We start from the raw sequence: 25,494 nt of genomic DNA, 5'->3' as shown, positions 1-25,494 counted from the left end.
CTCCCCCAGCCGAGCGTGAACGTAGTGGCCGGAGGTGAACAACGGGAAACATGATCTCGATGGTGCCGCGTACAGGGCGCCGCAACCTCCGGTCCATCCAGACTGAGACCGAGAAACGAGCGCTGTTCGTGCGGTCTCGGTTGCCTGCCGGGGTGTGCGCTTCTCCCTGCAGAATGTGTGGCGCTGACTCTTCAGGAACTTGCCCACTTCACATGCGGCGCGATCCTCCGCCGCGCAGCCCGCAGCACGACCGATGACCGATGACCGATGACCGATGACCGATCCTCTTCCCGGGTGTCAGGTGTGCTCGGTACGATTGCTGTTCAGAGAGCGAGGTGAGTCACGATGGAAGATACAAAGCGGGTTCTGTTTCAAGACATCAAGCCGTATGCCGTTCCGTCGAGCCTCGACGACCTCCACGGCCCCGCCGAGGGCCTGCTCCATCTTCCCCGGAATGTGTACTGGGGGCCGACGTCGACCGTGGATCTGAGCGCGCAGGCCGGGATCTCCAAGGCCTATCAGGCGGTACTCCGCGAGGGCCGGGAGATCGACCTGGTTGTGCTGCTGAACCGCGATGTTCTTCTGCGCTCCTGGGCGGGGCTGATGCTCCCCGACCGGGTCCGTGACCTGTGGGAGACTCGATTCCCTGAGCTCGCGGCCGCGTAGCGTGCGCGACGACGAACAACTCCAACGCGACCTCACCGGGATCGCGTTGGGCGCCCTCGAAGGGCATTCGTTCGCCCTCGCCGGCTCAGGTGCGATCCGTGAACACGGCCTGGTCGACCGGCTCACGCACGACGTCGACCTGTTCACGAACAGCTACGACCTGGAATCCTTCAACACCGCCGTCGACGGCCTCCTGAAGGAGCTACGTGGGGGCGGCTACGGCGTCGACGAGCTGCGCCGCGATGGACTGTTCTGCCAGCTGGTGATCCACACTGACGACGGCCGGTCTGTCGACATGGATCTGGGCTATGACTGGCGCGCGCAGGAGCCCGCACGCCTCGCTCTCGGCCCGGTCCTGAATCTCGAGGATGCCGTGGCAACGAAGGTCAACGCGCTGTACAGCCGGCAGGAAGCCCGCGACTACATCGACGTCGACGCCATCCGTTCCTCCGGCCGGTTCACCGACGCCGAGCTGATCGAGGCAACAGCACGCCGGGACGACGGGTTCGAGACCTCGATGTTTATTCGCCAGCTCGAGCAGGTCATACACATCGAACCGGAGCGATTCGCGGAGTACGGCGTCGACGAGAGCGGCCAAGCCTTACTCACATCACGGTTCCTGGCCTGGGCGGAGAAGCTGCGAGACAGCACCGAGGGCGCTACCGGCGACACCGCCGGCCTTGCGTAGTCAATGCGATGAGTGCTGAGACGCCTTCCCAGTCTCGGGAGGACAGCTCGACGAAGTCGAGGCACTTGTCGTTAACCCAGTAGAAAGCTGCAGGCTTTGTTTGGCGGCCAGGATGCAGAAATGGGCGCTTGGGGCACGGCGATTTTCTCCGACGATGTCGCTGCGGATGTAAAGGGTGTCTACAGAGACCTTCTGGAAGACAAGGTTGGCGACCTGGAAGCAAGGCGACTGACTATCGCTCAGTTCGCCGACCTGGATCAAGAAGAGAGCCACATCCTGTGGCTGGCCCTCGCCGCGGCACAGGTTGCCTACGGGCGCCTAGACGACGAGGTTAAGGGTCGCGCTCTGTACATCATCGACTCGGGTATTGACGAACCGAGATGGGAGGAATCGAGCTCGAAGGACCGCACCGCACGCCGCGTCGTCTTGGAGAAGCTGAGGACCCAGCTGACAGGCCCCCAAAAAGCTCGCAGTGTCCTCCGCGCACCGTGGAAATCCAGCACCGACCTCGAGGCGGGCGACGTGCTCGCCTACGCCTCTGCTTCAAGCACGGTGGCTCTCATCAAAGTCATCGGTATCCATGAATCTCGATACGGTAGAGATGCAGTCTTCGACCGACTCGACTGGTACGACGCTTTCATTCCGGAGCCTGATCTGATCGGACAGCTCGGCGTGGTCAGCTCCGAGCGGTGGCTGAGTCGCAGCTTCTCGCCAGCTAAGGGGTCGAGCCGTGACGCGGATTGGGCTGATGTGGGTTTCGTCTTCGCGGCGAAGCTCGAGTCCGATTATTCGGGGCCGGTCAGACGGCGGCGCAGCATGCGATGGGTCAGCGCCGCTGTCAGCCTCGAGAGTGAACTTCGCGCGAGGGAAAGCTGAAGGCTGAGCGCCCCTGCGCGCATCCGAAGTAGGTCGCACCCGTTGCCCCGCGCCGACTAGACGGCTCTGGGGCCGGCACGGGCCCCACCGGGCTTTCAGGACGACATTGACGCTCTGCCCGATGTGGCTACTCGTCAGATGGCGGTGAACATGCTTCTGCACGTTCGCTCGGCCGGCTATGAGGGTGCGCGCACGACCCTGTCTCCTCGAATCACCAAGCGCGATAACATCGATCAACAGTTCCCCTCGAGGGCCTGGCATTCACTGAGTGCCCGAGCCGGTCGAGGGGCCTTTTTTTTGGGTCAGGTCCGCGCCAATCGAGCCGGCTATCGATTCTCGGACCAGCTCACGATGATCGAGCCCGTGACGTGCTCGAGGGCGAGGCGGCCGTCGGCGACCTCGGCAGTGACGTCGCGGGAGGCCACCACGTCGCCGATGAGGTTGAGGGCGGCCTGGTCGTCGCGCACGAGGACGACGCGCGACGCGTCGCGGGGGACAGTGACCGTGACCCGCGCATCCGTGAAGCCTGTCGCCTTCAGGGTTCGGGTCATCGAGTAGGGGTAGGGCGAGAGCTCTCGGCAGGCAAGCGTGGCGGCATCCTCCTGATGCACGAAGACGCGGGCCTCAGCGTGCAGGGTCTTGCCGAAGGAGTACTCGGTGTGGCCCGCGGCGTACCAGCCCTCGAGGCCCGTGAACACGGGGGCGCCGAGCGGGAGGCGGTAGCGCGCGCGGGTGGTCGTGTCGGCCAGGTAGCCGTTCAGCCAGGTGGCGTTGCCGTTCTGATGCAGCGACTGCACGGCCGCGCGCGAGGTCGCATCGCGGCGGGTGAAACGGCACGAGACGCCCAGCTCGCCGAGCACGCGGCCGAGCACGGCACCCGCCTCCTCGAACTCGCGCGGGTCGAGAGGGCGGGAGTGGCGGAAGCCGTGGTCGTCCATCGGCGCGCGGTCGAAGGTCGAGGAGCCTCGCACCCACGCCCACGGGCCCTGCCGGGTGGCGTAGGCCCGCACCTCGGAACCCGAGCGCACCGAGGCCAGCACCGTCGCATCCGGTGCCGCGATCTCGCGGATGGGCCCTCCCGACAGAGTCGACGAGTGCCGGAGCAGGCGGCGCGCCGGCTCCGAGGCGATCGTGTCGGCGTCGAGAGCCGTCTCGAGGTCGAGGTCGCCCTCGATCCCGTCGGCGAGGGTGATGCCGAGCAGGCGGCGTCCGCGGTCGTCGGCGCGATCGGCCGGGCCGTAGGCGAGAACGCTCGCGCCGCGCGCAGTCAGGGTCTCCAGCAGGTCGAGCACCGTGCCGCGGAGCACTCTCGTCGGCGCGACGAGGATGCGGCCGTCGAGCGAACCGGCCGCCACCGCAGCCGAGAGCGACCGCGTCGACGCCACCGTGTTCACCGGGGTGCCGGCGTTGATCGCGGCCGTGAGGTACCAGTCCTCGGAATACGGATGCCGCACCGACTCCGGGTCGGCCGCGGCGTCATCCGCGTACTCGTCGAACGGGTACACCCACACCACGGGGCCCGCCTCATCCGGCGCCGATTCCAGGGCACGCAGAACATGGCCGCTCACCTCGCGGCCCGCACGCGGATCGAGTTCGCCGCGCTCGGTGTCGATCGAAAGGAACTGCACATCGGATGCCGTGCGCACCCGCCCGCGGTCGTCGAGCCGCGAGACGCTCAGCGGCAGGTAGATGTCGAACGGTTCGCGGTTGTAGAAGTCCCACCACGGGTTCTGCCAGAACCACGGGTCGTTCACGTAGAAGCGGAAGAGGAATCCGTCGGACGGCACCTCGGCGATGCGCGAGAGATAGCCCGACATCTCGATGCCGAAGTCCTCGTTCAGTGGACCCCACGGCGAGTTCGGCGGCGGGTTGCGGAAGCCTCCGGCCGCGTAGATCTCGCGCGTGGGAACGCCGTCGCCGCCCAGGTCGATGCCGGTCGAGAAGTTCGTGCCCCGCACCTCGATGGGGAACAGGCACTCCCGGCGGAAGGTGCTCCAGAACTCCAGCAGGGTGGCCGAGACGCCCGGCACCCGGTCGCTGAGGAACTCGTCGCCGTTGTACGTCTCGCCGAGCGGCGTCCACGAATAGGCGCTGAAGCCGAAGCCGTTCGAGAGCCAGAGGTAGTCGAAGCCCATCTCCGCGAGATACGACGCCGCCTGGCGGCCGAGGAATTCGCCGAACGGCGTGCCGTCGGGAACGCCGTCGGGGTAGCCGGCGAACGCGCGCTCGTCGGCGTGCAGCACCGAGTTGGCGCGGATCATCTTGATCAGCTTGCCGAGACGCTGCTCGTCGTCGCCGGCCACGATCTCCGGATGCTCCTCGTACTTGAAACGCGAGGTCGCGAACTCGGGCCCCGGGTCGAACGTGGCACCCACCGTGACGGGCACCCCGAGCATCCGCTCGCCCACCCGGCGGATCGCCGCCACCAGGCGCCGGATGTCGCGGTAACGGAGGGGCGTTACATCCGGCCGGAAGGGCTGCGCGGTGTTGTCGGGCGTGACCGTGTGCGAGTAGGGGTCGTACTCGGTGTTCGAGAAGCCCACCGAGCTCGCCCAGGTGACCTCGTGGTCGAGGTCGAGGTTCCACTCGAGGATCTCGCTGCCGTCGGCGATCCAGAGCAGAACCGCCGCGGATTCGGCCGCACCGATGAGATCGCGCCACTGGTCGAACATCGTGGCGGCGGTCGATTCGAGGTCGGCGTCGCTCCAGGAGGGGAACGGTTTCAACGACGTTTCCAACCCGACTCTCGTGAGGCTGCGGTGACTCATTCGAACTCCCGATCTGCGGTGATTGTGTCCACACTGCTGTACGTAAGTCTTGCATGTTGAACTATGTGGCGGCTTTAGGCTAGCATCGCCGTGCAGCCCCACGAAGAAGTCGGAACCGAGGAACCTGTGCAGATCCGCAACGTCAGCGTCGTCGTGGCGCCGTTCTCGGCGGGCACCTGGCTCGATGAGAGTCGCGTGTCGACGCCTCTCTCGCGCTACCCGGAGTTCGCCGAACGCCGGAGCAGCTGGCGCGGGCCGGGCAGCGACCTGGTGTGGGTGCTGGTCGAGACCGACGATCCGGACGTCTTCGGCGTGGGGCAGAGCCGGGGTGGGGTGGTCACCGCCGCGCTGATCGAGGGGCATTTCCGCGGGATGCTGCTCGGTCGGGATGCCCTCGACCTCGAGACCCGGGTCGATCAGCTGTATCGCGCCGCACTCCCCTACGCCGCCGGCGGGATCGCGTCGATGGCGCTCTCGGCGATCGAGCTCGCGCTGTGGGATCTGGCGGCCCGCTCGGCCGGCGTCTCCCTGGCCCAGTTACTCGGCGGAAGCGATCGGCCCTTGCGCCATTACCTGACCTGCCCCGAGCCGCGGCTGCTCGACGAGGTCGACGCCGATCTGCTCGCGGCGAGCGCGACCGTCAAGGTGCCCATGGCCTACGGCCCTGCCGACGGGCGTGAGGGCCTGCTCGCGAATCTCGCGCGGCTCGACGAGACGCGGGCGCGGGTGCCCGAAAGCATCCCGCTCTCGGTGGACTGCTTCATGTCGTGGGATCTCGACTACGCCACTGCCTTTCTGCGCGACGCGAGCGATCATCGGCTGGGGTGGATCGAGGAGCCTTTGCTGCCCGACGACCTCGCGGGGTACGCGGAGCTCCGGCGTCGGCAGCCCGTTGCCGTCGCGGGTGGAGAGCACCTGTTCGGTCTGGTGGAGGCGGAGCGGTTCCTGCGGGCGGAGTGCGCCGACGTCATCCAGGTGGATGTGACGTGGTGCGGCGGGCTGGGAGTCGCGCGCGCGGTGGCTCGGCTCGCCGGGGAGCGCGGGGTGATGTTCGCTCCGCATGGTGCCGCGATACATCCGTGGGCCGTGGCGTTGCTGTCGTCGCTCGAGGTCGAGAGCGTCGACCACGATGGCAGCGGCAGCGGCAGCGGCAGCGGCAGCGGCAGCCTGACCGAGGTGCTGATCGGGCTCGGCGGCCCAGCGCAGAAGCCGCGCGCATCGACAGGCCCCGGCGTGGGCATCGACCCGGCATCGGTGGGCCTGCGGTGATCGTCGACGCGCACTGCCATCTGTGGCGCCGCTGGCCCTACTCGTCGATGCCGCCTGCCGACGGTGCGACGCCCGACGCACTCCTCGGCGAGATGGCGGCGAACGGGGTCGCCCGCGCACTCATCGTCGCGGCCGCCATCGGCGGCGAGGACGCTCGCACCGAGAACCCGCGCAACAACGACGACGTCGCCGAGGCGGTGCGCGAGCATCCGTCGGGGTTCCGGATGCTCGCCGACGTCGATTCGCGCTGGTCGGAGAGCTACCACCGGCCCGAGGCCGCCCGGCGGCTGGCCGACCAGATCGCGCTCACGGGCGCCCGGGGCTTCACGCACTATCTCGGCGACGCCGACGACGGCTGGTTCGACACCGCCGGGGGTGTCGAGTTCTTCACCACCGCGGAGAGCCTCGGCCTGGTTGCGAGCGTGCACGCCCCGCCCGCCTGGCACGCGGCGATCGGGCGGTTGGCGCAGCGGCATCCCGACCTCCCCCTCCTGCTGCACCACCAGGGTCTGGCGACCACGGACGAGGAGGTGGAGGGGCTGATCGCGCTGGCCGCGCATCCGAACGTCGTCGTCAAGGTGTCGGGGTTCCGGTACGTCTCGTCGACGACCCCGCCCTACCCGGATGTGCGCTCCCGCCTCGAACGCGTGGCGCGGGCCTTCGGTGCCGAACGCCTGGCCTGGGGATCGGACTGGCCCGTCTCGACGCAGCACCACTCCTACGCCGACACGATCGCCTTCGCCGACGCGGCCCTCGCCTTTCTGGATGCCTCCGAACGCGAGCGGGTGTTCGGCGGCACGACCCTCTCCCTCTATCCCTGGAGCACCTGATGCACCCCTACGCGATGTCGCGCGACGACATCCGCTCCGCCATCCGGGGCACGGCCTTCGTCGACGAGACCGAGCTCGGGCTCTCGCCCATCCGTCTCCCGCACAGCATCCGGCGACGTGGCGGCGACGGATCGATCGAACGCATGGCGGCCCAGACGGCCGGCGTGCGACTCGAGCTGACGACCACGGCGAGCGTGATCGAGATCGAGGCTCTGCTGACCCGGAGCTATCCGGCCGACGTGCCCGACGACGCCCGGCCCGCCGTTCTGGCGGCGGTGGTCGACGGGCGCGAGACCGACCGCAAGGCCTTCCTGAACGGCCCGATCCTGCACCTGCTGCCTGACGGGCGCCTCGAACGCGTCGAAGGAACGAGCTCGGTCGCCGAGCTCGCCCTCGGCGACGCGACGGCGGCACCGCGAGTGGTCGAGATCTGGCTGCCGCAGGTGAGCGCGACAGAGATCCGCTCGGTGCGAGCCGATGCCCCGCTGCTCCGCGCGCCGGCACGCGACCGCCCGCGCTGGACCCACTACGGCAGTTCGATCAGCCACTCCGCCGAAGCCGACGGCCCCACCAGAACCTGGACCGGGCTCGCCGCACTCGCACTCGACTGGGATCTCACGAACCTCGGATTCGGAGGTCAGGCGATGATCGACCCCTTCGTGGCCCGGGTGATCCGCGATCGGCCGAGTGACCTCATCACACTGAAGATCGGCACCAACCCCATCAACGCCGACGCGTTCCGGATGCGCACCTTCGCCCCCGCGGTGCACGGATTCCTCGACACCATCCGCGACGGGCAGCCCGACACACCGATCGTCGTGATCTCACCGGTGACACTGCCGATGCACGAGACGACCCCGGGTCCCACCGTGGTCGGGCCCGACGGCCGCCTGACCGGAACGCCCGACGCCGGCGACCGCCCGGGCGTGCTCACGCTCTCGTCCGTGCGTCCGGCCCTCGAGCGCATCGTGGCCGAGCGTGCCGACCCCGCCCTGCACTACCTCGACGGGCTCCGCCTGCTGGGCCCCGAGGACGCCCATCATCTGCGCGACCGGCTCCACCCGGATGCCGAGGGGTACGCCCTGATGGGCCGGCGCTTCGTCGAGATCGCGCGCGACGCCGCCTGGGCGCCGCGGCGGGAGAGTGAGTAGTCCCGTGTCACGACGAGACCGCCTGGCCATCAATCCGCTCTCCTTCCTGCTCGAGGGCAGCGGACTCGACCTCTCTCCGGAGCGCCTGCACGCGAGCTTCACCGATATCGCCCGGGCCGGCTACACCGCCGTGCACGCCGACGTGCCGCCGCATCTGACTCCGCGCGAGTACGGGGCGTTGCTCGCCTCCTACGGGCTCCGCCCGGCGCCCGGCTACTTCGGCGGATTCTTCGACCAGCCGGATGCCCGGAACGACACGGTCGAGGGCGCACGGAGGCACGCGGCCGCCACAGCCGAGCTCGGGGTCGACACGATGTTCATCGCCCAGCACATGTGCGAGGTCCGTCGGGCGCACCCGGCGATCGGGCTCGAACCGTCGGCCGAGCGGGTGACGATCATGGCCGACGGTCTGGAACTCGCCGCGCAGGCGGCGCGAGCGGAGGGCGTGACGGCGGCGCTGCATCCGCATGTCGGCTCGTGGATCGAGGTCGAGGCCGAGGTGCGCGGCGTTCTCGACCGCACGCGGGGCGGTGCGCTGATGTTCGGCCCCGACACCGGCCACCTCGCCTTCGCGGGAATGGACCCGGCCGGACTCGTCGCCGACTATCGCGACCGCGTGGCCGCCATCCACCTCAAGGACCTCGACACCGCTGCGGCCGCACGCGTGCTCGCCGAGGGCACGAGCTACTTCGACGCCACGCGTGCCGATCGCATCTGGGCGGAGCCCGGCTCCGGCGCGCTCGACCTCACCGCGGTGCTCGACGCGCTGCCCCCCGACTTCGACGGGTGGTACGTCGTCGAGGTCGACCTGCCGAAGCACGGCACGCCCTTCGACAGCGCCGTGCTCTCGCGCGAGAACCTGCTCTGCCTGCCCTACTTCGCGAAGGACGCCTGATGACACGAGAACCACTGGGGGTGGGCATCGTCGGCGCAGGGCCGGTGGTGCAGGCCATCCACCTGCCGACCCTCGCCCGCCTGGGCGAGCTGTTCGAGGTGCGCAACGTCATGGACGTGAACCCGGATGTCGCGGCCGCGGTGGCCGGCCGGGCCGGCGCGAGCCCCTCCACGTCGATCGACGAGCTGCTGGCCGACGATGGCGTGGAGGTCGTCGCCATCTGCAGCCCCAGCGCCTTCCACGCACCCCAGGTGATCGCCGCGATGCGGGCCGGAAAGCGGGCGGTGCTGTGCGAGAAGCCGTTCGCGACCGATCGCGAGCAGGCCGAGCTGATCGCCGAGGCCAGCCGGGAGACCGGGGTGCCCGTCATCGTCGGCGCGATGCACACCTACGACCCGGCGTGGCTCGCGGGGATCGCGGAGTGGGAGTCGCTCGGGGCGGATGCGCACACCATCCGGTCGCGGGTGGTGCTTCCGCCGAACTCGCGGTTCGAGACCTCGGCCACCGAGGTACTCACCCCACGACCTTCCTCCGGGCTGCCCGACCTCGGCGACCCCTCGGTGCGGGCGCAGATGGTGTTCGGAGGAGTGCTGGGGCTGGCCGTTCACGACCTCCCCCTCGTGCGACGGCTCATCCCGGCCACCGACGAGGTCGCGGTGGTGTCGGCGAGCGCCCTGTCGCCGTGGGGATACGAGGTCGGGCTCACGGCGAACGGCAGGCTGGTGCACGCCATCGGTGCTCTCACCGAGCAGTGGCGACCCACGTGGGAGCTGGAGGTGGTCAGCGACCATGCCCGGATGCTCCTCGAGTTCCCGCCGTCGTACGTGCATGCGGGATCCGCCACCGCGACGATCGCCACGAGCGCACGCACCGTGCGATTCGGGCCGTACCCGCACAACGGCTACGAAGGGGAGTGGCGGGCGCTCCATGCGATCGCCACGACCGGATCGGCGGCAGCGCCTTCGGTGGAGAGCCTCATCGATGATCTCGTCTTCATTCTGGAGGTCGCCTCGGCCGCCTCCGCGACCGCCCGGCGGGAGGAAGCACGATGACGACGCCGACTGCGTCTGCCGCGTCCGCTTCGGAGACCGCCCGCATGGAGGAGATCCGATGACCACGCCGACTGCGTCTGCCGCCTCGACCGCGTCGACCGTGCACGTCGAACCGGCCGACCCGCTGAGGGCGGCGGCGGCTGCGGCGGCACTCGCCGCCCTCCCCCTCTCCTTCACGGAAGCCGGCCGGGACGCGAAGGTGATCGTGGTCGCCGGCTCCGGGGGCTGGGTCGACCGCGTGCGCGCTGCGGCGAGCGCCGGGGCGCAGGGGGTGATCGTGACCGATCCGCTGCCGGCTCCCGGTGCATCCGCGCTGGCGACCGATACCCCTGCCTGCATCGTGGTGCTGGCGGAGACCTGGGCGTCGTCTCCGATGCTGCGAGCAGCGGTGCACCAGTTCGGCGAGCCGATCGCCCGAACCCGTCTCATCGATGCTCGCTCCGTCGAGCCCACGACGGGCCGCGACCTGCCGGCGGTGATCTTCGCCCAGCTCCGGGCCGTGCAGAGTCTCGGCATCGAGGTATCGACGCTCGCGATCGCGGCTCAGAGCACATCGTCGATCCTCGCCATCGGGCGGTCGGCGTCGGGCGCGAGGATCGTGCTCAGTGCCGCTCGCGGCGACGGTGTGGATGGCACACTCGACCTGCTTCTGGTCGCGGCCGACGAGGTGATCCGGATCGATCTGCCCGACAGCCGCACGGCTCGCCCCGGGCGAGCGGTGCTCACGTCGGCCACCGCCGCCGTCGAGCTGCCGACGATCTGGGAGACGGCGCACCGAAACTCGTGGCGCGCTCTGCACGACGCCCTCGAGTCGGGACTGGAGCCCGGGCACATCGCGATGTTCGCGGCGGCGCTGGCCGTGGCGCCGGCACTCGCAGAGGCGTGACATCGGGCCATACTGAGCCATGGACTTCTACGAGATCATCGAGGTGGTCGGCAAGGTCATCGATGCCGCCGGCGTGGCCGCGATCGTGGTGGGCGTGCTCTACTCCGCGGGCAACGCCGCCGTTCGGGGGCTGCGGCACCAGCGGCCGATCTACTCGCAGTTCCGGCGCATCCTGGGGCGGGGCATCCTGCTCGGGCTCGAGTTGCTGGTGGCCGCCGACATCATCCGCACGGTGGCGGTGACGCCCACGCTCGAGAGCGTGGCGGTGCTCGGGGCGATCGTGATCATCCGCACGTTCCTCAGCTTCTCGCTGGAGCTCGAGATCACAGGGCGCTGGCCCTGGCAGAAGAAACCGGGCGCGGGAGTGCCGACGGTTGCGGACAACGCCAACCCAGCGGCCGACCCCGCCCAATAGAGGCGAGGTCGACGCGACGGGTGGAGTTGTCCGCGCGGCCTACTTCAGGGCGTCGAGTTCGGCGAACTCGTCGTCGGTGAGCTCGAGGGCGGCGGCCGCGACGTTCTCCTCGAGGTGCGCGATCGACTTCGTGCCGGGAATGGGGAGCATCACCGGCGAGCGGTGCAGCAGCCAGGCGAGCGCCAGCTGGCTCGGCGTGGCGTCGTGGCGGGCGGCGAGCTCGACGAGGGGCGATCCGCTCCCCGACTCGGCCAGCTTGCCGGTGGCCAGCGGGAACCACGGGATGAAGGCGATGCCCTCGGCCGTGGCGTAGTCGAGCAGCGCGGTGGTATCGGCGCTGCGGTTGCTCAGGTTGAAGAGGTTCTGCACCGAGACGATGGGGGCGATGGCCCGGGCCGCCTTGACGTCGGCGACGGAGACCTCGGAGAGGCCGATGTGGCGCACCTTGCCCTCATCCTGCAGGGCCTTCAGCTCGCCGATCTGCTCCTCGAGGGGCACCTTTGGGTCGATGCGGTGCAGCTGCAGCAGGTCGATGCGGTCGACGCCGAGGTGGCGCAGGTTGAGCTCGGTCTGCTGGCGGAGGTACTCGGGGCGGCCGACAGGGATCCACTCGTTCGGGCCCTGGCGCGTGAAGCCGACCTTCGTGGCGATGGCCACGCCGTCGGCGTAGGGGTGCAGCGCCTCGCGGATGAGCGCGTCGGTCACGTAGGGGCCGTAGGCATCCGCGGTGTCGATGAGGTTCACCCCGAGCTCGACCGCACGGCGCAGAACGGCGATCGCGCCGTCGTGGTCGGCGGGCTCACCCCAGACGCCCGGGCCCGTGAGCTGCATCGTGCCGAAGCCGAGGCGGTTGACGGTGAGGTCGCCTCCGATGGTGAAGGTTCCGGATGCAGCGGCGGGGGTCTGAGTGTCGGTCGAAGTCATACGGGTGCCAACGGCGGGGCGCCGCGCATCATTCCCCCTCGACTTGCCACAACTTGTGGCAACCCGGCCCCCAGGGCACAAGTACCGGCAAGTCGAACTCACGCGAAGGCGTTTGCGCCTCACCCGTCGAGGCTTGGGTAGAGATTACTCATGCCGCGGTCGTGCGCCCAGGAGCGAGACTGGCTGCGCTCGTGCGCGAGCCGGCTTCAGGAGGCTTCTTCGTGTTCGTGCGTCGCTCCCGCGTTCTGCTCGCGGTGATTCTCGTCGGGGCTGCGGCCGTGCCCCTCAGCGGATGCGCGGTCGCGGCGCCCGCACAGCCGCACGCGCCGCCGTCCGACGCCGCGGAGCTCACCCCCGATGAGCGCTGGTGGTGGGCGGTGGAAGTACTCACCCACGCCTGCATGACCGAGCAAGGCTTCCCCAACTATGCCCTGACTCCGCCGTGGGAGCCTGGGGTCGGCCCGCGGTCTGCTGATGAATGGATCGACTCGGTGACGATCGAACGCCGCGAGTCGGCACACGATGCACTCCTCGGCACACCGGGTTCGATTGCCACTCCCTCCTGGCGTGCCACCGGATGCTACGGACGCGCCCTGCACGACGTCGGAGTCGACTGAGCGACCCGCAGCGGAGCCGCCGCAGTCACACCGCCTGGGCGAAACCGTTCTGCGACGCGGCGGCCTCGGCCAGCGACGCGAGCGCGAGGCCCGAGAGCGCCGGCGGCACATCCCAGCCCTTGCGCTGCATCGACTGCGCCCAGAGCCGGCCGGCGCGGTACGACGAGCGCACGAGCGGGCCCGCGAGCACGCCGAGGAAGCCGATCTCCTCGGCCTCCTCCTTGATCTCGAGGAACTCCTCGGGCTTCACCCACGACGCCACCGGCAGATGCCGCGGCGACGGGCGAAGGTACTGCGTCACCGTGATGATGTCGCACCCGGCGTCGTGCAGATCCTGCAGCGCCTGCGAGATCTCCTCGCGGGTCTCCCCCATACCGAGGATGAGGTTCGACTTCGTGATGAGCCGCGCATCCCGCGCCTGGGTGATGACGTCGAGCGAGCGCTCGTAGCGGAAGGCCGGGCGGATGCGCTTGAAGATGCGCGGCACCGTCTCGACGTTGTGGGCGAACACCTCGGGGCGCGACGAGAACACCTCGGCGAGCAGCGACGGGTTGCCCGAGAAGTCGGTGGCCAGGATCTCGACGCCCGTGCCCGGGTTCAGCGCATGGATCTGCCGAACCGTCTCGGCGTGCAGCCACGCGCCCTCGTCGGGCAGGTCGTCGCGCGCGACACCCGTCACCGTGGCGTAGCGGAGGTTCATCGACACCACCGACTCGGCCACCCGGCGCGGTTCGTCGCGGTCGTAGTCGGCCGGCTTGCCCGTGTCGATCTGGCAGAAGTCGCAGCGCCTCGTGCACTGCGAGCCGCCGATGAGGAAGGTGGCCTCACGGTCTTCCCAGCACTCGAAGATGTTCGGGCATCCGGCTTCCTGGCACACGGTGTGCAGATCCTGGGTCTTCACCAAGGTCTGCAGTTCGCGGTACTCGGGGCCGAAGCGCGCTTTCGTCTTGATCCACTCGGGCTTCTTCTCGATGGGCGTCTCGGCATTGCGGATCTCGAGCCGCAGCATCTTGCGCCCCTCGGGCACGGCGGCGCTCATCGGGCGGCCCCGGCGAGCGGAGCGGCCCCGGCGAGCGGAGCGGCCCCGGCGAGCGGAGCGGCGGGCAGCGAAGTCATCGCGGCACCGACCGAACCGGCCGACGCCGCAACCGCATCGCGAGGCGCGACGAACCGTGCCACGACCGCGTCGACGACATCCGCCGGCACCACCGCGCGCCCCAGCACGCTGCTCATCGTGGTCACCCCGGCATCCCGGATGCCGCACGCCACGATCTTCGAATACGGCGCGAGATCGTTGCTGCAGTTGAGCGCGAAACCGTGGGTGGTGACGCCCGACGCCACCCGGATGCCGATGGCCCCGAGCTTGGCGTCGACCCCGGCGACCGACGTCCAGATGCCCGACCGGCCCTCGACCCGATAGGCCTCGACCCCGAACGAGGCCACCACATCGAGCAGCATCGCCTCGAGCGAGCGCACGTAGGCCACGACGTCGATCGGATCCGGCAGGCGCACGATCGGGTAGCCCACCAGCTGGCCCGGCCCGTGCCAGGTGATCTTGCCCCCGCGGTCGACGTCGATCACGGGCGTGCCGTCGAGCGGCCTCTCGCCCGGCTCGGTGCGCTTGCCCGCGGTGTAGACGGCCTCGTGCTCGAGAAGGAGGACGGTGTCGGGCGCCGAGCCCGCCACCACGCGCTCGTGGGTGCTCGCCTGCCAGGCGAGTCCGTCGCTGTAGGGGATGAGGCGTCGACCGACGCTCTCGACAATGAAGTCCGTCATGGAGTCATCGTAGATTAAATGTACGGCGTCCAATAATCCGTTTCATCGGGTCGGAACGCCGTGCGATCGGGACGAGTCGGGTCAGAATCGAACCATGGACCCCTCCCGCCGCTTCGACGAGCTGATCGCCGAGGGCGAGGCCGCCCCGATCGAGGGATGGGACTTCTCCTGGTTCGCCGGGCGCGCCACCGAGGAGCGGCCGAGCTGGGGGTACTCCGCACTCGCCGCCGAGCGCATCGCCGACCCGGCGGTCGCCGCGGTCGTGGATCTGCAGACCGGAGGCGGAGAGGTGTTCGCAGAGGCGCTCGCCCGGGCGAGCGCCGGCATCGATGGCCCTGACGGGGTGCGCCGGCCCGGGCGCATCCCGCCCACCGTCTGGGCCACGGAGGGCTGGCCCCCGAACCTCGCCCTCGCGCGACGCGCCCTCGAGCTCTTTCGCGGCGAGGCCGTGCTCGTCGACGAGCGGGCGCGCCTCCCCTTCACCGACGGCCTGTTCGATCTCGTGCTGAGCCGGCATCCGGCCTTCACCAACTGGCCCGAGATCGCCCGCGTGCTCGCGCCGGGCGGCACGTACCTCTCGCAGCAGGTGGCCGCCGGGTCGAATCGTGAGCTGTACGAGTTCTTCCTGGGGCCGCATCCGGTGGGCGAGAACGACGAACGAAGCCTTGCGAACCTCGTGACGGGCGCTCGGGCCGCCGGGCTGAGCGTGGTCGACGCCGTGCAGGAGGCCACTCGGGTGGAGTTCTTCGATGTGGGCGCCGTCGTGCACTTCCTGCGCAAAGTGCTCTGGACGGTGCCCGACTTCTCCGTCGAGCGCTATCGCGGAAAGCTCGAGGAACTGCACCGCATCATCGAGGCCGAGGGGTCGTTCGTGTGCCACAGCCGGCGGGCGCTCGTCGAGGCACGGCGGAGCTGATTTGACGCGGGCGAAAGATCGGCGTTTCTTCTCCGCGTCCAGCGCCCGAATCCGCCTCTTCTTCCCCCGGCGGCGTGCGAGCCTGTCACCATGAACGACCGCATCACCCTCCGCTTCCTCGCCGCGCCCCAGGACTCCGCGGCCGGCGGCACCACGGTCGCAGCCGGCCGCGTGCTCGAGTGGATCGACAAGGCGGGCTACGCCTGCGCCGTCGGCTGGAGCTCGTCGTACTGCGTCACGGCCTACGTGGGCAACGTGCACTTCACCCGGCCCATCGCCGCCGGCGACATGATCGAGGCCGAGGCCCGCATCATCCAGACCGGGCGCACCAGCATGCAGGTGCTGGTGACCGTGTCGACCGGCGACGTGCGGTCGCCGTCGTTCACGCCGGCCCTGCACTGCATCCTCGTGTTCGTGGCCGTCGACGACGCCGGAACACCGCAGCCCGTTCCGCACTGGGAGCCGAGCACCGACGACGACCGGATGCTGCACCACCGCGCCGAGGAACGCCTCGCTCCCCGGCGCACCATCCGCGATGCGATGCTCGGCGAGGAGTACACCGACGCGGGCACCACGCCGCGAACCGTCTTCCGCTTCCTCGCCGCCCCCGCCGACGCGAACTACGGCGGCAACGCGCACGGCGGCACGGTGCTGCGCTGGATCGACGAGACCGCGTACGCCTGTGCCGCGAGCTGGTCGGGCACCGGCGCGGTGGCGGTGTACTCGGGCGGCATCCACTTCTTCCGCCCCATCCGCATCGGCGACATCGTGGAGGTGGATGCGCGCCTCATCCACTCCGGCGAGCGCAGCCTGCACGTGGCGATCCACGTGCGATCCGGCTCGCCGCGCACGCCGCACGACCTGCACCTCACGACTCAGTGCATGAGCATCTTCGTCGACGTCGGACCCGACGGCCGCGCCCGGCCCGTGCTCCCACTCCCCCTGCTGAGCGACGAGGACCGCCGCCTCGACGCCCACGCCCGCACCCTCATCCGTCTCCGCTCCCAGCTCGAGGCCCTCCCCGTGGCGTGACGGGTTCTTGGCGCGTCCATAGCTTCGCCCGATAAAGTCGTCGGGCGCCTGCTCGACAGCGGCAGCGCGACGCGCACGACAAGGAGTAGCCCCCCGCATGAGCCCCACCAACAGCAAGAGCGTCTACGACGGACTCCCCAAGAAAGACCGTCAGGCGCTCGCCCGGGAGCTCGCGCGCATCAAGCGCGAAGAAGAGCGCAAGCGCAAGAGGCGCAACCGCATCATCCTGCGCACGAGCCTCATCGTGGCCGGTGTGGCGGTGCTCGCCGGTGCGGGCTTCGGGATCTACTCGGCAGTGCGCGCCACGTTCGTGGGTCCGCTCAACATGCTGAGCGACGGGATCCTCTTCGAAGGCTCCAACACCGGCAGCACCTCCACCGACAGCAGCAGCATCACCACGGTGGTCACCGCGGCGATCCAGCCGGGCGGAACCCCCGTGCCCTCCGACCTCGATCAGTCGACCGTGCTGCGCATCACGGAGTACGTCGACTACGCCAGCGCGGATGTCGCCACCTTCGAGACCACGAACGGCGCCGCCCTGCAGTCCTACGTGCAGGCGGGCTACGCGAGCCTCGAGCTGCACCCGGTGGCCCTCGAAGGCCCCGACAGCTACTCGGCGCGGGCCGCCAACGCCGTGGCCTGCGTGGCCAACACCATTCCCGACGCCGCCATCGCGGTGCACAACTCCCTCGTGGCCAAGCAGCCCGACCTGCCCGAGGGCGGCTTGAGCAACGACGAGCTCGTGACCCTGGTGACGGATGCGGGCGTGCCCGCCGGCACGGTCGACTCGTGCATCACCGGCAACGAGTTCAGCGACTGGGTCACGGATGCCACCGCCCGGGCGCAGGCCAACATCCCGAACTCGGACGTGACGACGCTCACCACCGTTCCCCTCGTGATCATGGACGGTAAGGCCTACACCGGCGCCCTCGACGACACGGATGCGCTCAACACCTTCATCACCGAGGTCTTCTCGGCGGCGACAGGCGCGACGGACGACGGCTCGACCTCGACCGACGGCACCACCGACGGTTCGGGCACCACCGACGGAACCACGCCGGCCCCCGAGGAGACTCCGGCCGGCTGACCCGGCGTCTGAGTCGAGAGCGAGATCCGCAGCCTCTAGACCGTCTCGGGCGTGATGCCATGACGGACGGCGGCGCGCTCGGCCTCGGCGCGCGTTCTGACGCCGAGTTTGCGGTATGCGCTGTGCAACTGGCTCTTGATGGTGTTGCGGCTCACGAAGAGGCGGTCGGCGATGGTGCCGATGGTGTCACCCGTCGTCAGCTCGGCCAGCACCTTCCGCTCGCGTGGTGACAGCGACCTCACGGCATCGAGCGTCACCTCGGGCGCGGCGGGATACTGCAACCGCTCGATCAGTGCCGCCAGGGCAGACCGGAGGGCATCCGGATGCTCGTCGACCAGGCTCGGCCAGGCGCGATCGAGCATCCGTTTCACGCGGGCCCAGTCGCCGCTCTCGAGAGCGGCGGGCACCCCGCGGACGGCAGGCGGGAGGTCAGTGGATGGAGCGCTCATCGGGTCGCTTTCCGTCTGGCCCGCGCACCACCCGGCACGGACCTGCACGTGGGCTCCGATTCGTCATCCCCTACGAACTCGGGCTCGACCCCGAACGCCCAACCCGCCCAGTGTATCGCCCGACCCGGCGGCGGGAATCGACGAAGGGCCGCGACGGCACAGGTTCTGCCGCCGCGGCCCCTCCGGGTCGCGCTCTTCGTCAGGCCATCAGCCCTGGGTGCGCACCGTGCCGCGTCGGCGCGCGACCAGGAACGCGCCGCCGGTGAGCAGCAGCACGAGCGCGATCACGATCTCACCCGCCACGCCCGACGTGTCCCGTCCGGTGCTGGCCAGCGCACCGTCGGTCGAGCTGTCGCAGGCCGTGGTCGCACCGAGCGGCAGCGAGAACGACACCGGATCGAGCGCCGCGCCCGCCGAGTAGAACCCGCCGAAGGCCGACGCCCCTGCCGCCGTGAGCGTGGCCGGGACATCCGACCAGCGGAGGACGCCGCCCGAGGTCGACGAGCCACCCGCCGAGAGCGAGAGCGTGGCGATCGCCGCACTCACGTTCACGGTGCCGCCGCTCAGCTCCTTCGAGCTCAGATCCGCGATCAGCGAGGCGGAGTTCGGCCCGCTGAGCTGGATGCGCGGGTTCGACACGGTCAGATCGAGCTGACCGCCGTGCCCGGTGAAGTGCACCGACCCCGAGAACGACACCCGGCCGAGGGTGTCGACCGCGTTGACGCTGCCCGAACCATCGCTCCATCCGTAGGAGGAGCCGTTGTCGGCCACCCCGCTCGTGCTGATGGATCCCTTGGCGATCGGCCCCACGATGTAGCTGCGGAACGACTCCTTCACGCCCCAGTTCAGGGTGGCGCCGGTGACGGTCTGGGCGACGCAGCTCGGCTGCGCCGCGGGAGCCGTGGCGGAATCGGGTCCCGTCGAGACGACGGTCGCGGTCGCGGCGGTCACCGTGAACCCGATGCTCACGGTGCCGTCGGGCCCGGTGACGTCGAGGGAGTGTGCTCCCACCTCGAAGTCGGCCGGCACGACCCAGGTGATCGTGAACGCGCCGCCCGCGGGCACCTCGACCGACGGGAGGGTGACCGGCTCCGAGTGCACGACGACGCCGAGCAGCTGGCCGGCCTCGAAGCCCGAACCCTGCACGGTGAGCGTCTCACCCTGGGCGACGGTGCCGAGTCCCGTCACCGACAGCGTCGGCTGCACGACCGGCGGCACGACGGATGACCCGTAGGAGAACGTCACCGGGTCGGCCGACTGGCCCGCGTACTGGTTCCAGCCATCGGGCTGCAGCACCGGCTCGAAGGTGGCGGGCACCGCACTCCAGGTGATCGGATCGGTTCCCGTCGGCGTGGGCAGGTCGAGCACGGCGAGATCGACGCGGCTGAGGCTCGTGAGCCCGGCCGTGTCGTTCGTGGAGGTCTCGGCGCTCAGCACCGCGGAACCCGTGCCGTCGAGCGTGACGGTGGGGTTCGCGAACGCGATGTCGAAGCCGTGGCTCGGGTTCACGAACCGCACCGCGCCCTGGTAGTCGATCGAGCCGACTCCCGTGGTGGCGTCGTATTCGCCGGTGTCGGCCTGGGTGAACACGAACAGTCCGTCGGCGTTCACGGATGCGCCGTTCGACGCAGTGGTCGTTCCCCCGAACGCCGCCAGGTAGCTGCGCCACGACGACTTGACGCCCCACACCAGGTCGCCGCCCTCCGATGGCTCGGTGGGCTGCTCGGGCTCGGTGACGGTCCAGGCCAGCGAGATCGCGGCCGGAGCCTTGCGCAGGTTGCCGGGCGTCTCGCCGCTCTTGTAGTAGAACGAGCGGATGCTCGACGGCGCGTTCAGCACGAAGCCGTTCGACCACGCATCGCCGTACGCCGCACTCCAGGTGCCCTGCTGGGTTGCCGATGCGTAGTCGAGCGCGACATCCGCCGTTCCCGTCGCGGAGAGGTCGACGTCGGCGCCCGAGACCGTGGTGACGACGAGTCGCTGCGGCGTGGCGTTCGAGACGGTGGTGACGTCGGCGCTCCAGGTGCCGGTGCCGTCGGCCGCGATCGACAGAGTCGGGTCGGCGAGGTCGATCCAGAACCCACCCATGGTGGGATAGGCGAGCACCCGCAGCGAGCCGGAGAACTCGATCACGGTGCAGTCGGCGTCGTACGAGGCGACGCCGCCGGAGAGAACGAAGTCCTGGCCGTCGACGGCGATGTCGCCGGTGGCCGACTTCACCCAGTCGGTGCTGTAGGCGCTGTAGGCCCAGGTGGCCGAGACGCCGTCGACCGTGCGGGCCGAGGTGCCGGGAGCACAGGATGCCGCGTCGGCCGTGTCGACCACGCCGTAGTTCGCGGCGGTCACGGCCTCCGAGCCCTCGAAGGCGCCCGTGGCCGTGAACACGGCGGCGAAGGTGTGGCCGCCGGCCGAGAGAGTGGCCGGCAACGTCGCGATGCCGTTCGTGACCGGAGCCGTGCCGAGTGAGACGCGCGCGCTCTGGCCCGCGGCGATCGAGAAGAACTCGACCGATCCGGTGGGGGTGCCTTCGGTGGAGGTCACTGTGGCGGTGAGGCTCGACGCGGTGCCCGCGACCACGGGGGCCGCCGGAGCGACGGCGAGAGTCGTGCTGGTGGGCGCATCCGGAACGCCGGACGCATCGGTGACCGTCTGGGTCACCGGCTCCGACGTGGAGCCGAGGTAGAGCGAGCTGTCGGCCGGCGTGAACTCGGCCGTGACCGAGTGGTCGCCCACGCCGAGGCCCGAGGTGCGCAGCTCGGCCACGCCCGCGGTGGTGGCGACGGGGTCGCCCAACGCCGCGCCGCCATCGAAGAACTGCACCTGACCGTCGGCGGCCGGGCTGACCGAGGCGGTGAACACGACCTCGGCGCCCAGCGCGGAGGTGCCCGAGGGCGACGCCGTGAGCACGGTCGAGGTGGCCGAGGCCACCGGCGCGAGCTCGTAGGGAAGCGTGAACGACACCGCGTCGAGCGCGGTGCCCACGGCGTACGAGCCGCCGAACACCGCGGTCATCGCGGCGGCGGCGGTGGCCGCGACGCCGGAGTAGTTGGCGACCCCGCCGTCGTGGGTGACCGTGGCACCCGAGGTCGACAGCGTGGCGAACACGCCCGATCCGGTCGCTCCGGTCGGGTCGACGTAGTCGAACGAGAGGGTTCCGGTGCCGTCGGACGCGAGGTCGAGCTCGGGGTCGGACAGCACGATGTCGATACCGTGCGCCGGCACCTTCCACTCCACGGCACCGCCGAAGGAGACGGATGCGGCCCCGGTTGCCTCGTCGTAGGCGCCCGTGCCCGATGTGCTCCAGCGGTAGGCGGGATCGGTGCTCGCGCCGTCGCTCGGGGTGACGGTGCCGCCGAAGCCGGCGACGTAGCCGCGCCAGCTGGCTTTGACGCCCCAGTCGAGAGTGGCCGAGGTGACGTCGCCGGTGGCCGCTGATGCGGGTGCGGCGATGCCGACGACGGCCAAGCCGGAGACCAGTGCTCCGACGAGCACTCCGGCCAGGGGCCTGAGGCGCCGTGGCGTTCGGGTGGTATTCAAGAAATCACTCCTCGTCATGCTGTGAGAATGCCTAGTATGGTTACCCTAACCTTAATAAGCACAGCCTTACCTAATTAAGTTTGAAACGAGAGTCTCTGTGGCATCCACCCGATCCCTTCGCGCCGTCGGCGTGCTCGTGGCGCTCGCTGTTCTGGCGGTGTCCGGATGCTCGGCCGGAGCGAGCGGTACGAACGCCGCCGGCGGCTCCGCCGGTGCGACCGCGACGAGCGCGACCGGCTGCGCACCGACCGGGGCGACGTCGGCGCCCGCGCTCGCCGACGTCGCCCCGGTCGCCGATCCGCGCAGCATCAGCGGACCCTCGACCGCCTGCCTCTCGTCCGATTCGATCGCCGACTCGATCATCGACACCGATCCGCAGCCCGTGCTCCCCGTGACGGTCACCGACAACCAGGGCACCGAGGTCACCGTCAGCGACGTCAGCCGCATCCTGGCCCTCGACATGGCCGGAACCCTCGCCGCGACCGTGTTCTCGCTCGGCCTCGGTGACAATGTGGTGGGCCGCGACACCTCGACGGGGTTCGCCGAGGCGGCCGATCTGCCGGAGGTGACCCACAGCGGACACCAGCTGAGTGCCGAGGCGATCCTCGCCCTCGCGCCAACGGTGATCATCACCGACACGTCGATCGGCCCCTGGGATGTGGTGCTGCAGATGCGCCAGGCCGGCATCCCCGTGGTGGTGGTCTCGCCCGACCGCAGCCTCGACTCCGTCGGCACGCTCACCCAGGCGGTGGCCGACGCGCTCGGGGTGAGCGCCGACGGCGAAGCCCTGGTGGCGCAGCTCACGCAGCAGATCGAGACCACGCAGGCGGCGATCGCCGCGATCGCACCCGCCGGCCACGCCGACAAGCTGCGCATCCTGTTCCTCTACGTGCGCGGCAACGCGGGCGTGTACTACATCTTCGGCAGCGAATCGGGGGCCGATGCCCTCATCACGAGTCTCGGCGGCATCGACGTGGCGGGTGAGAGCGGCATCGTGGGCATGCGGCCCATGACGGCGGAGGCTCTCGTCGAGGCCGCCCCCGACGTGGTGCTCGTGATGACCAAGGGGCTCGAATCGGTGGGCGGCGTCGACGGCCTGCTGGAACGGGTACCGGCCATCGCCACGACTCCCGCCGGCCAGAACCGGCGCATCGTCGACATGGCCGACGACCAGATCCTGAGCTTCGGGCCGCGCACGCCCGCCGTGCTCGACGCCCTCGCGGTGGCGCTCTACGGAACCCGCTGATGGCCGGCCTGGCCCTCGGCGTGCGGCGCAGCATCCTGTTCGCCGGCCTCTCCCTCGCACTCGTGGTGGTGGCGGTGATCTCGGCGGCGTCGGGGCAGCTGGCCGTTCCACCCGCGGAGGTTCTGGGTTCGATCCTGCATGCGATGGGGCTCGACATCGGCCCTGCCCCCTCCGATGCCAATGCCGAGGCGGCGCTCTGGCTCATCCGCTTTCCGCGCATCGCGCTCGCCGTGCTCGTGGGTGCGGCACTGGCCGCGGCCGGGATGCTCATGCAGGCGATCTTCGGCAACCCGCTCGCCGAGCCGGGCGTCGTGGGCGTCTCGTCGGGCGCCGCCCTCGGCGGCGCGGCCACCATCGTGTTCGGCTGGACCTTCTTCGGCAGCTGGACCATCGCCGTCGCCGCCTTCGTCACCGGCCTCGCCGCCACGGCGCTCGTCTACGCGATGTCACGCGCGAACGGCAAGACCGAGGTGGTGACGCTCGTGCTCACCGGTATCGCGGTGAACGCGGTGACCTCGGCGGGGCTCGCGCTTCTCATGTTCATCGGCGACACCCAGGCCCGCGAGGAGATCGTGTTCTGGCAGCTCGGCAGCCTGAACGGCGCGATGTGGGCGGACGTGGCGGTGGTGCTGCCCGTGGTGATCGTGGGCGTGCTCGTCTCGATCCTCCTCGCCCGGCGTCTCGACCTGCTCTCCCTGGGTGAGCGATCGGCCCGCCATCTCGGCCTCAACGTCGAGGCGTTGCGGATCGGCACCATCGTGCTCGTCGCCCTGCTCGTGGGGGCGGCGGTGGCCTTCACGGGCATCATCGCGTTCGTCGGACTCGTCATCCCGCACCTCATGCGCATGATCATCGGCCCCGCGCATCTGCCCCTGCTGATCGCCTCGACCCTCGGCGGCGCGCTGCTGCTGCTCACCGCCGATCTGGTGGCGCGCACGGCGGTTCCCTTCGCCGACCTGCCGATCGGCATGCTCACCTCGCTCGTGGGCGGGCCCTTCTTCTTCTGGCTGCTGCGGCGCACGCGGGCGCGATCGGGAGGCTGGGCGTGAGGCGGGCGGGACTCTTCGGGCGCCGCGGCGCGGGTGCTCCGGATGCGGGGACGCCGCGTCGCGCGTCGGGTGCCGCAGCGGGTGACCTGGCGGGTGACGCGCACGGCGCTCCTTCGCGCGCTGCGCACGGGCCCCGGTTTGGCGGCACGGCGGACATCACCTCGGGCAAGGGACCCCGCGGCGGCCCGGGCTCCCAGGGTGCCGGCAGCATCGACGTCGACGGCGTCTCGGTGACCATCGACGGCACCGGCATCCTCCACGATGTCAGTCTTCAGGCGCACCCCGGCATGCTGCTCGCCCTGGTGGGGCCGAACGGCGCCGGCAAGTCGACCCTCCTCACCGTGATCGCGGGCGATCAGGCCGTCGACAGCGGCACCGTGCGCGTTGCAGGCCATCCGCTCGCCTCGTGGTCGATCAAGCAACTCGCGCGGGAGCGGTCGGTGCTGCTGCAGCAGACGAGCGTCGCGTTCCCGTTCACGGTGACCCAGGTGGTGGAGATGGGCCGGGCGCCGTGGATCGGCACGCCGTTCGAGGCCGACGACGAGGCCGCGGTCGCTGAAGCCCTCGACCTCACCGATCTGCACTCTCTGACCGAGCGGCACGTGCCCTCGCTCTCCGGCGGGGAGCGGGCCCGGGCCGCGCTCGCGCGCGTGCTCGCTCAGCGCACGCGCATCCTGCTGCTCGACGAGCCCACGGCGGCGCTCGACATCGGGCACCAGGAGGATGTGCTGCGCATCGCGCGCGCGCAGGCCGATCTGGGCGACACCGTCGTTGTCGTGCTGCACGATCTCGGTCTCGCGGCCGCCTTCGCCGACCGGGTGTGCCTGCTCGAGAACGGCCGGGTGGTGGCCGACGGCACGCCCACCGAGGTGTTCGACGCCGAGCTGTTGAGCGCGGTGTATCGGCACCCGCTCGAGGTGCTGACGCATCCGGTCAACGGAACCCTGCTCATCCTGCCCGTGCGCTCGGCGCGCGGCCCGTCCTCCGAGGAGAACCCATGACCACGACGCCCCGACCCGCACTCGCCGCGACCGGCGCCTCCCGCCTCGAGGCGACAGAACCCGTCGGCTCCCCTGCCCCCTCGCCGCACAACGTTGCCTCCCCTCCCCCCTTGCCGCAAAACGTTGCCTCCGGGATCGACTTGCCACATCTTGTGGCAAGTCGAGCACGCGACCAAGCCCACGTACCCCCGGGCGGCGCCTCCCGCATCGAGTTGCCGCAAAACGTTGCCTCCCGCGCCCTCGTGCCACAACATGTGGCAACCCGAAGGGGCGCCCCACCCGAAGCCACCCACCCACTCGAGGTGACAGTAGACGTTGCCCACCGTGCCCACTTGCCACAACATGTGGCAACCCCGGAACGCGA

The 25,494-nt window shown here is 70.1% G+C and carries 23 protein-coding genes; 17 read left to right on the top strand and 6 right to left on the bottom strand.

Annotation, left to right across the window (positions count from 1 at the left end; translation table 11 throughout):
* Nucleotides 1-345 precede the first annotated feature (345 nt).
* The 3 genes from EPO52_RS11260 (at nucleotide 346) to EPO52_RS11250 (ending at nucleotide 2,230) form a co-directional block, all read left to right on the top strand.
* The gene (locus EPO52_RS11260) at nucleotides 346-666 is read left to right on the top strand and encodes a transcriptional regulator (RefSeq protein WP_290806114.1); all 321 of its coding nucleotides are present in this window, start codon (nucleotides 346-348) and stop codon (nucleotides 664-666) included.
* 1 nt (nucleotide 667) lies between these two features.
* Nucleotides 668-1,354, top strand: coding sequence for a nucleotidyl transferase AbiEii/AbiGii toxin family protein (locus EPO52_RS11255; protein ID WP_290806111.1), 687 nt, complete (start codon nucleotides 668-670; stop codon nucleotides 1,352-1,354).
* A gap of 120 nt (nucleotides 1,355-1,474) precedes the next feature.
* On the top strand, nucleotides 1,475-2,230 hold the full coding sequence (locus tag EPO52_RS11250; RefSeq protein WP_290806109.1) for a hypothetical protein: 756 nt from the start codon (nucleotides 1,475-1,477) through the stop codon (nucleotides 2,228-2,230).
* A 326-nt stretch (nucleotides 2,231-2,556) separates the two neighbouring features.
* Here the strand turns inward: EPO52_RS11250 and EPO52_RS11245 are convergent, their stop codons facing one another.
* Nucleotides 2,557-4,956, bottom strand: coding sequence for a hypothetical protein (locus tag EPO52_RS11245; RefSeq protein WP_290806106.1), 2,400 nt, complete (start codon nucleotides 4,954-4,956; stop codon nucleotides 2,557-2,559).
* A gap of 132 nt (nucleotides 4,957-5,088) precedes the next feature.
* Between EPO52_RS11245 and EPO52_RS11240 the strand changes: the two genes are divergently transcribed.
* Genes EPO52_RS11240 through EPO52_RS11210 form a run of 7 tightly spaced genes read left to right on the top strand, consistent with a single transcriptional unit; the run spans nucleotide 5,089 to nucleotide 11,496 of the window.
* Entirely contained in the window at nucleotides 5,089-6,267 is a 1,179-nt protein-coding gene (locus EPO52_RS11240; RefSeq protein ID WP_290806103.1) for an enolase C-terminal domain-like protein, read from the top strand.
* A complete protein-coding gene (locus EPO52_RS11235; RefSeq protein ID WP_290806100.1) occupies nucleotides 6,264-7,097 on the top strand; it encodes an amidohydrolase family protein in 834 nt (277 codons plus the stop codon). The genes EPO52_RS11240 and EPO52_RS11235 overlap by 4 nt, the downstream gene beginning before the upstream one ends.
* Nucleotides 7,097-8,248 carry a GDSL-type esterase/lipase family protein gene (locus EPO52_RS11230; RefSeq protein WP_290806097.1) on the top strand — a complete coding sequence of 384 codons (1,152 nt, stop codon included), beginning with the start codon at nucleotides 7,097-7,099 and terminating at the stop codon, nucleotides 8,246-8,248. The genes EPO52_RS11235 and EPO52_RS11230 overlap by 1 nt, the downstream gene beginning before the upstream one ends.
* Before the next feature lie 4 nt (nucleotides 8,249-8,252).
* A complete protein-coding gene (locus tag EPO52_RS11225; protein WP_290806095.1) occupies nucleotides 8,253-9,143 on the top strand; it encodes a sugar phosphate isomerase/epimerase in 891 nt (296 codons plus the stop codon).
* Nucleotides 9,143-10,195 (top strand): Gfo/Idh/MocA family oxidoreductase, encoded by a 1,053-nt coding sequence (locus EPO52_RS11220; RefSeq protein ID WP_290806092.1) that lies wholly within the window; start codon nucleotides 9,143-9,145, stop codon nucleotides 10,193-10,195. The genes EPO52_RS11225 and EPO52_RS11220 overlap by 1 nt, the downstream gene beginning before the upstream one ends.
* Nucleotides 10,196-10,253: 58 nt before the next feature.
* Nucleotides 10,254-11,081: a hypothetical protein gene (locus EPO52_RS11215; protein ID WP_290806089.1), complete on the top strand. Its 828-nt coding sequence runs from the start codon at nucleotides 10,254-10,256 to the stop codon at nucleotides 11,079-11,081.
* 19 nt (nucleotides 11,082-11,100) lie between these two features.
* Nucleotides 11,101-11,496: a DUF1622 domain-containing protein gene (locus EPO52_RS11210; RefSeq protein ID WP_290806086.1), complete on the top strand. Its 396-nt coding sequence runs from the start codon at nucleotides 11,101-11,103 to the stop codon at nucleotides 11,494-11,496.
* A gap of 39 nt (nucleotides 11,497-11,535) precedes the next feature.
* Here the strand turns inward: EPO52_RS11210 and EPO52_RS11205 are convergent, their stop codons facing one another.
* Nucleotides 11,536-12,420, bottom strand: a complete 885-nt coding sequence (locus tag EPO52_RS11205; RefSeq protein WP_290806083.1) for an aldo/keto reductase — start codon at nucleotides 12,418-12,420, stop codon at nucleotides 11,536-11,538.
* Between the two features lie 191 nt (nucleotides 12,421-12,611).
* Here EPO52_RS11205 and EPO52_RS11200 point away from each other — a divergent pair, with 191 nt between their 5' ends.
* Entirely contained in the window at nucleotides 12,612-13,037 is a 426-nt protein-coding gene (locus EPO52_RS11200; RefSeq protein WP_290806080.1) for a hypothetical protein, read from the top strand.
* A 25-nt stretch (nucleotides 13,038-13,062) separates the two neighbouring features.
* Here the strand turns inward: EPO52_RS11200 and lipA are convergent, their stop codons facing one another.
* A complete protein-coding gene (gene lipA / locus EPO52_RS11195) occupies nucleotides 13,063-14,076 on the bottom strand; it encodes a lipoyl synthase (protein ID WP_290806078.1) in 1,014 nt (337 codons plus the stop codon).
* Nucleotides 14,073-14,813 carry a lipoyl(octanoyl) transferase LipB gene (lipB, locus tag EPO52_RS11190; protein WP_290806075.1) on the bottom strand — a complete coding sequence of 247 codons (741 nt, stop codon included), beginning with the start codon at nucleotides 14,811-14,813 and terminating at the stop codon, nucleotides 14,073-14,075. Before lipB ends, lipA begins: the two co-directional genes overlap by 4 nt.
* Before the next feature lie 94 nt (nucleotides 14,814-14,907).
* Here lipB and EPO52_RS11185 point away from each other — a divergent pair, with 94 nt between their 5' ends.
* The 3 genes from EPO52_RS11185 (at nucleotide 14,908) to EPO52_RS11175 (ending at nucleotide 17,848) form a co-directional block, all read left to right on the top strand.
* A complete protein-coding gene (locus EPO52_RS11185) occupies nucleotides 14,908-15,729 on the top strand; it encodes an SAM-dependent methyltransferase (protein ID WP_290806073.1) in 822 nt (273 codons plus the stop codon).
* A gap of 90 nt (nucleotides 15,730-15,819) precedes the next feature.
* The gene (locus tag EPO52_RS11180; protein ID WP_290806071.1) at nucleotides 15,820-16,761 is read left to right on the top strand and encodes a hotdog domain-containing protein; all 942 of its coding nucleotides are present in this window, start codon (nucleotides 15,820-15,822) and stop codon (nucleotides 16,759-16,761) included.
* 97 nt (nucleotides 16,762-16,858) lie between these two features.
* Nucleotides 16,859-17,848 carry a thioredoxin domain-containing protein gene (locus EPO52_RS11175; RefSeq protein WP_290806069.1) on the top strand — a complete coding sequence of 330 codons (990 nt, stop codon included), beginning with the start codon at nucleotides 16,859-16,861 and terminating at the stop codon, nucleotides 17,846-17,848.
* Nucleotides 17,849-17,883: 35 nt separating this feature from the next.
* Here the strand turns inward: EPO52_RS11175 and EPO52_RS11170 are convergent, their stop codons facing one another.
* Together EPO52_RS11170 and EPO52_RS11165 are read right to left on the bottom strand one after the other, a co-directional pair.
* Nucleotides 17,884-18,297, bottom strand: a complete 414-nt coding sequence (locus EPO52_RS11170; protein ID WP_290806068.1) for a LuxR C-terminal-related transcriptional regulator — start codon at nucleotides 18,295-18,297, stop codon at nucleotides 17,884-17,886.
* 207 nt (nucleotides 18,298-18,504) lie between these two features.
* Nucleotides 18,505-21,834 (bottom strand): HtaA domain-containing protein, encoded by a 3,330-nt coding sequence (locus EPO52_RS11165; RefSeq protein ID WP_290806066.1) that lies wholly within the window; start codon nucleotides 21,832-21,834, stop codon nucleotides 18,505-18,507.
* A 97-nt stretch (nucleotides 21,835-21,931) separates the two neighbouring features.
* On the opposite strand from EPO52_RS11165, the gene EPO52_RS11160 reads away from it, so the two are divergent.
* The 3 genes from EPO52_RS11160 to EPO52_RS11150 are packed head-to-tail and all read left to right on the top strand — an operon-like array spanning nucleotide 21,932 to nucleotide 25,130.
* Nucleotides 21,932-23,080: an ABC transporter substrate-binding protein gene (locus EPO52_RS11160; protein ID WP_290806064.1), complete on the top strand. Its 1,149-nt coding sequence runs from the start codon at nucleotides 21,932-21,934 to the stop codon at nucleotides 23,078-23,080.
* Nucleotides 23,080-24,129, top strand: a complete 1,050-nt coding sequence (locus tag EPO52_RS11155) for an iron ABC transporter permease (RefSeq protein ID WP_290806062.1) — start codon at nucleotides 23,080-23,082, stop codon at nucleotides 24,127-24,129. The genes EPO52_RS11160 and EPO52_RS11155 overlap by 1 nt, the downstream gene beginning before the upstream one ends.
* Nucleotides 24,126-25,130, top strand: a complete 1,005-nt coding sequence (locus EPO52_RS11150; protein WP_290806060.1) for a heme ABC transporter ATP-binding protein — start codon at nucleotides 24,126-24,128, stop codon at nucleotides 25,128-25,130. The genes EPO52_RS11155 and EPO52_RS11150 overlap by 4 nt, the downstream gene beginning before the upstream one ends.
* Nucleotides 25,131-25,494: the final 364 nt, after the last annotated feature.

Source organism: Herbiconiux sp., assembly GCF_004297105.1.
Lineage (GTDB): Bacteria > Actinomycetota > Actinomycetes > Actinomycetales > Microbacteriaceae > Herbiconiux.
Note: the sequence above shows the minus strand (reverse complement) of the source record. Positions and strands in the feature narration are given on the sequence as shown.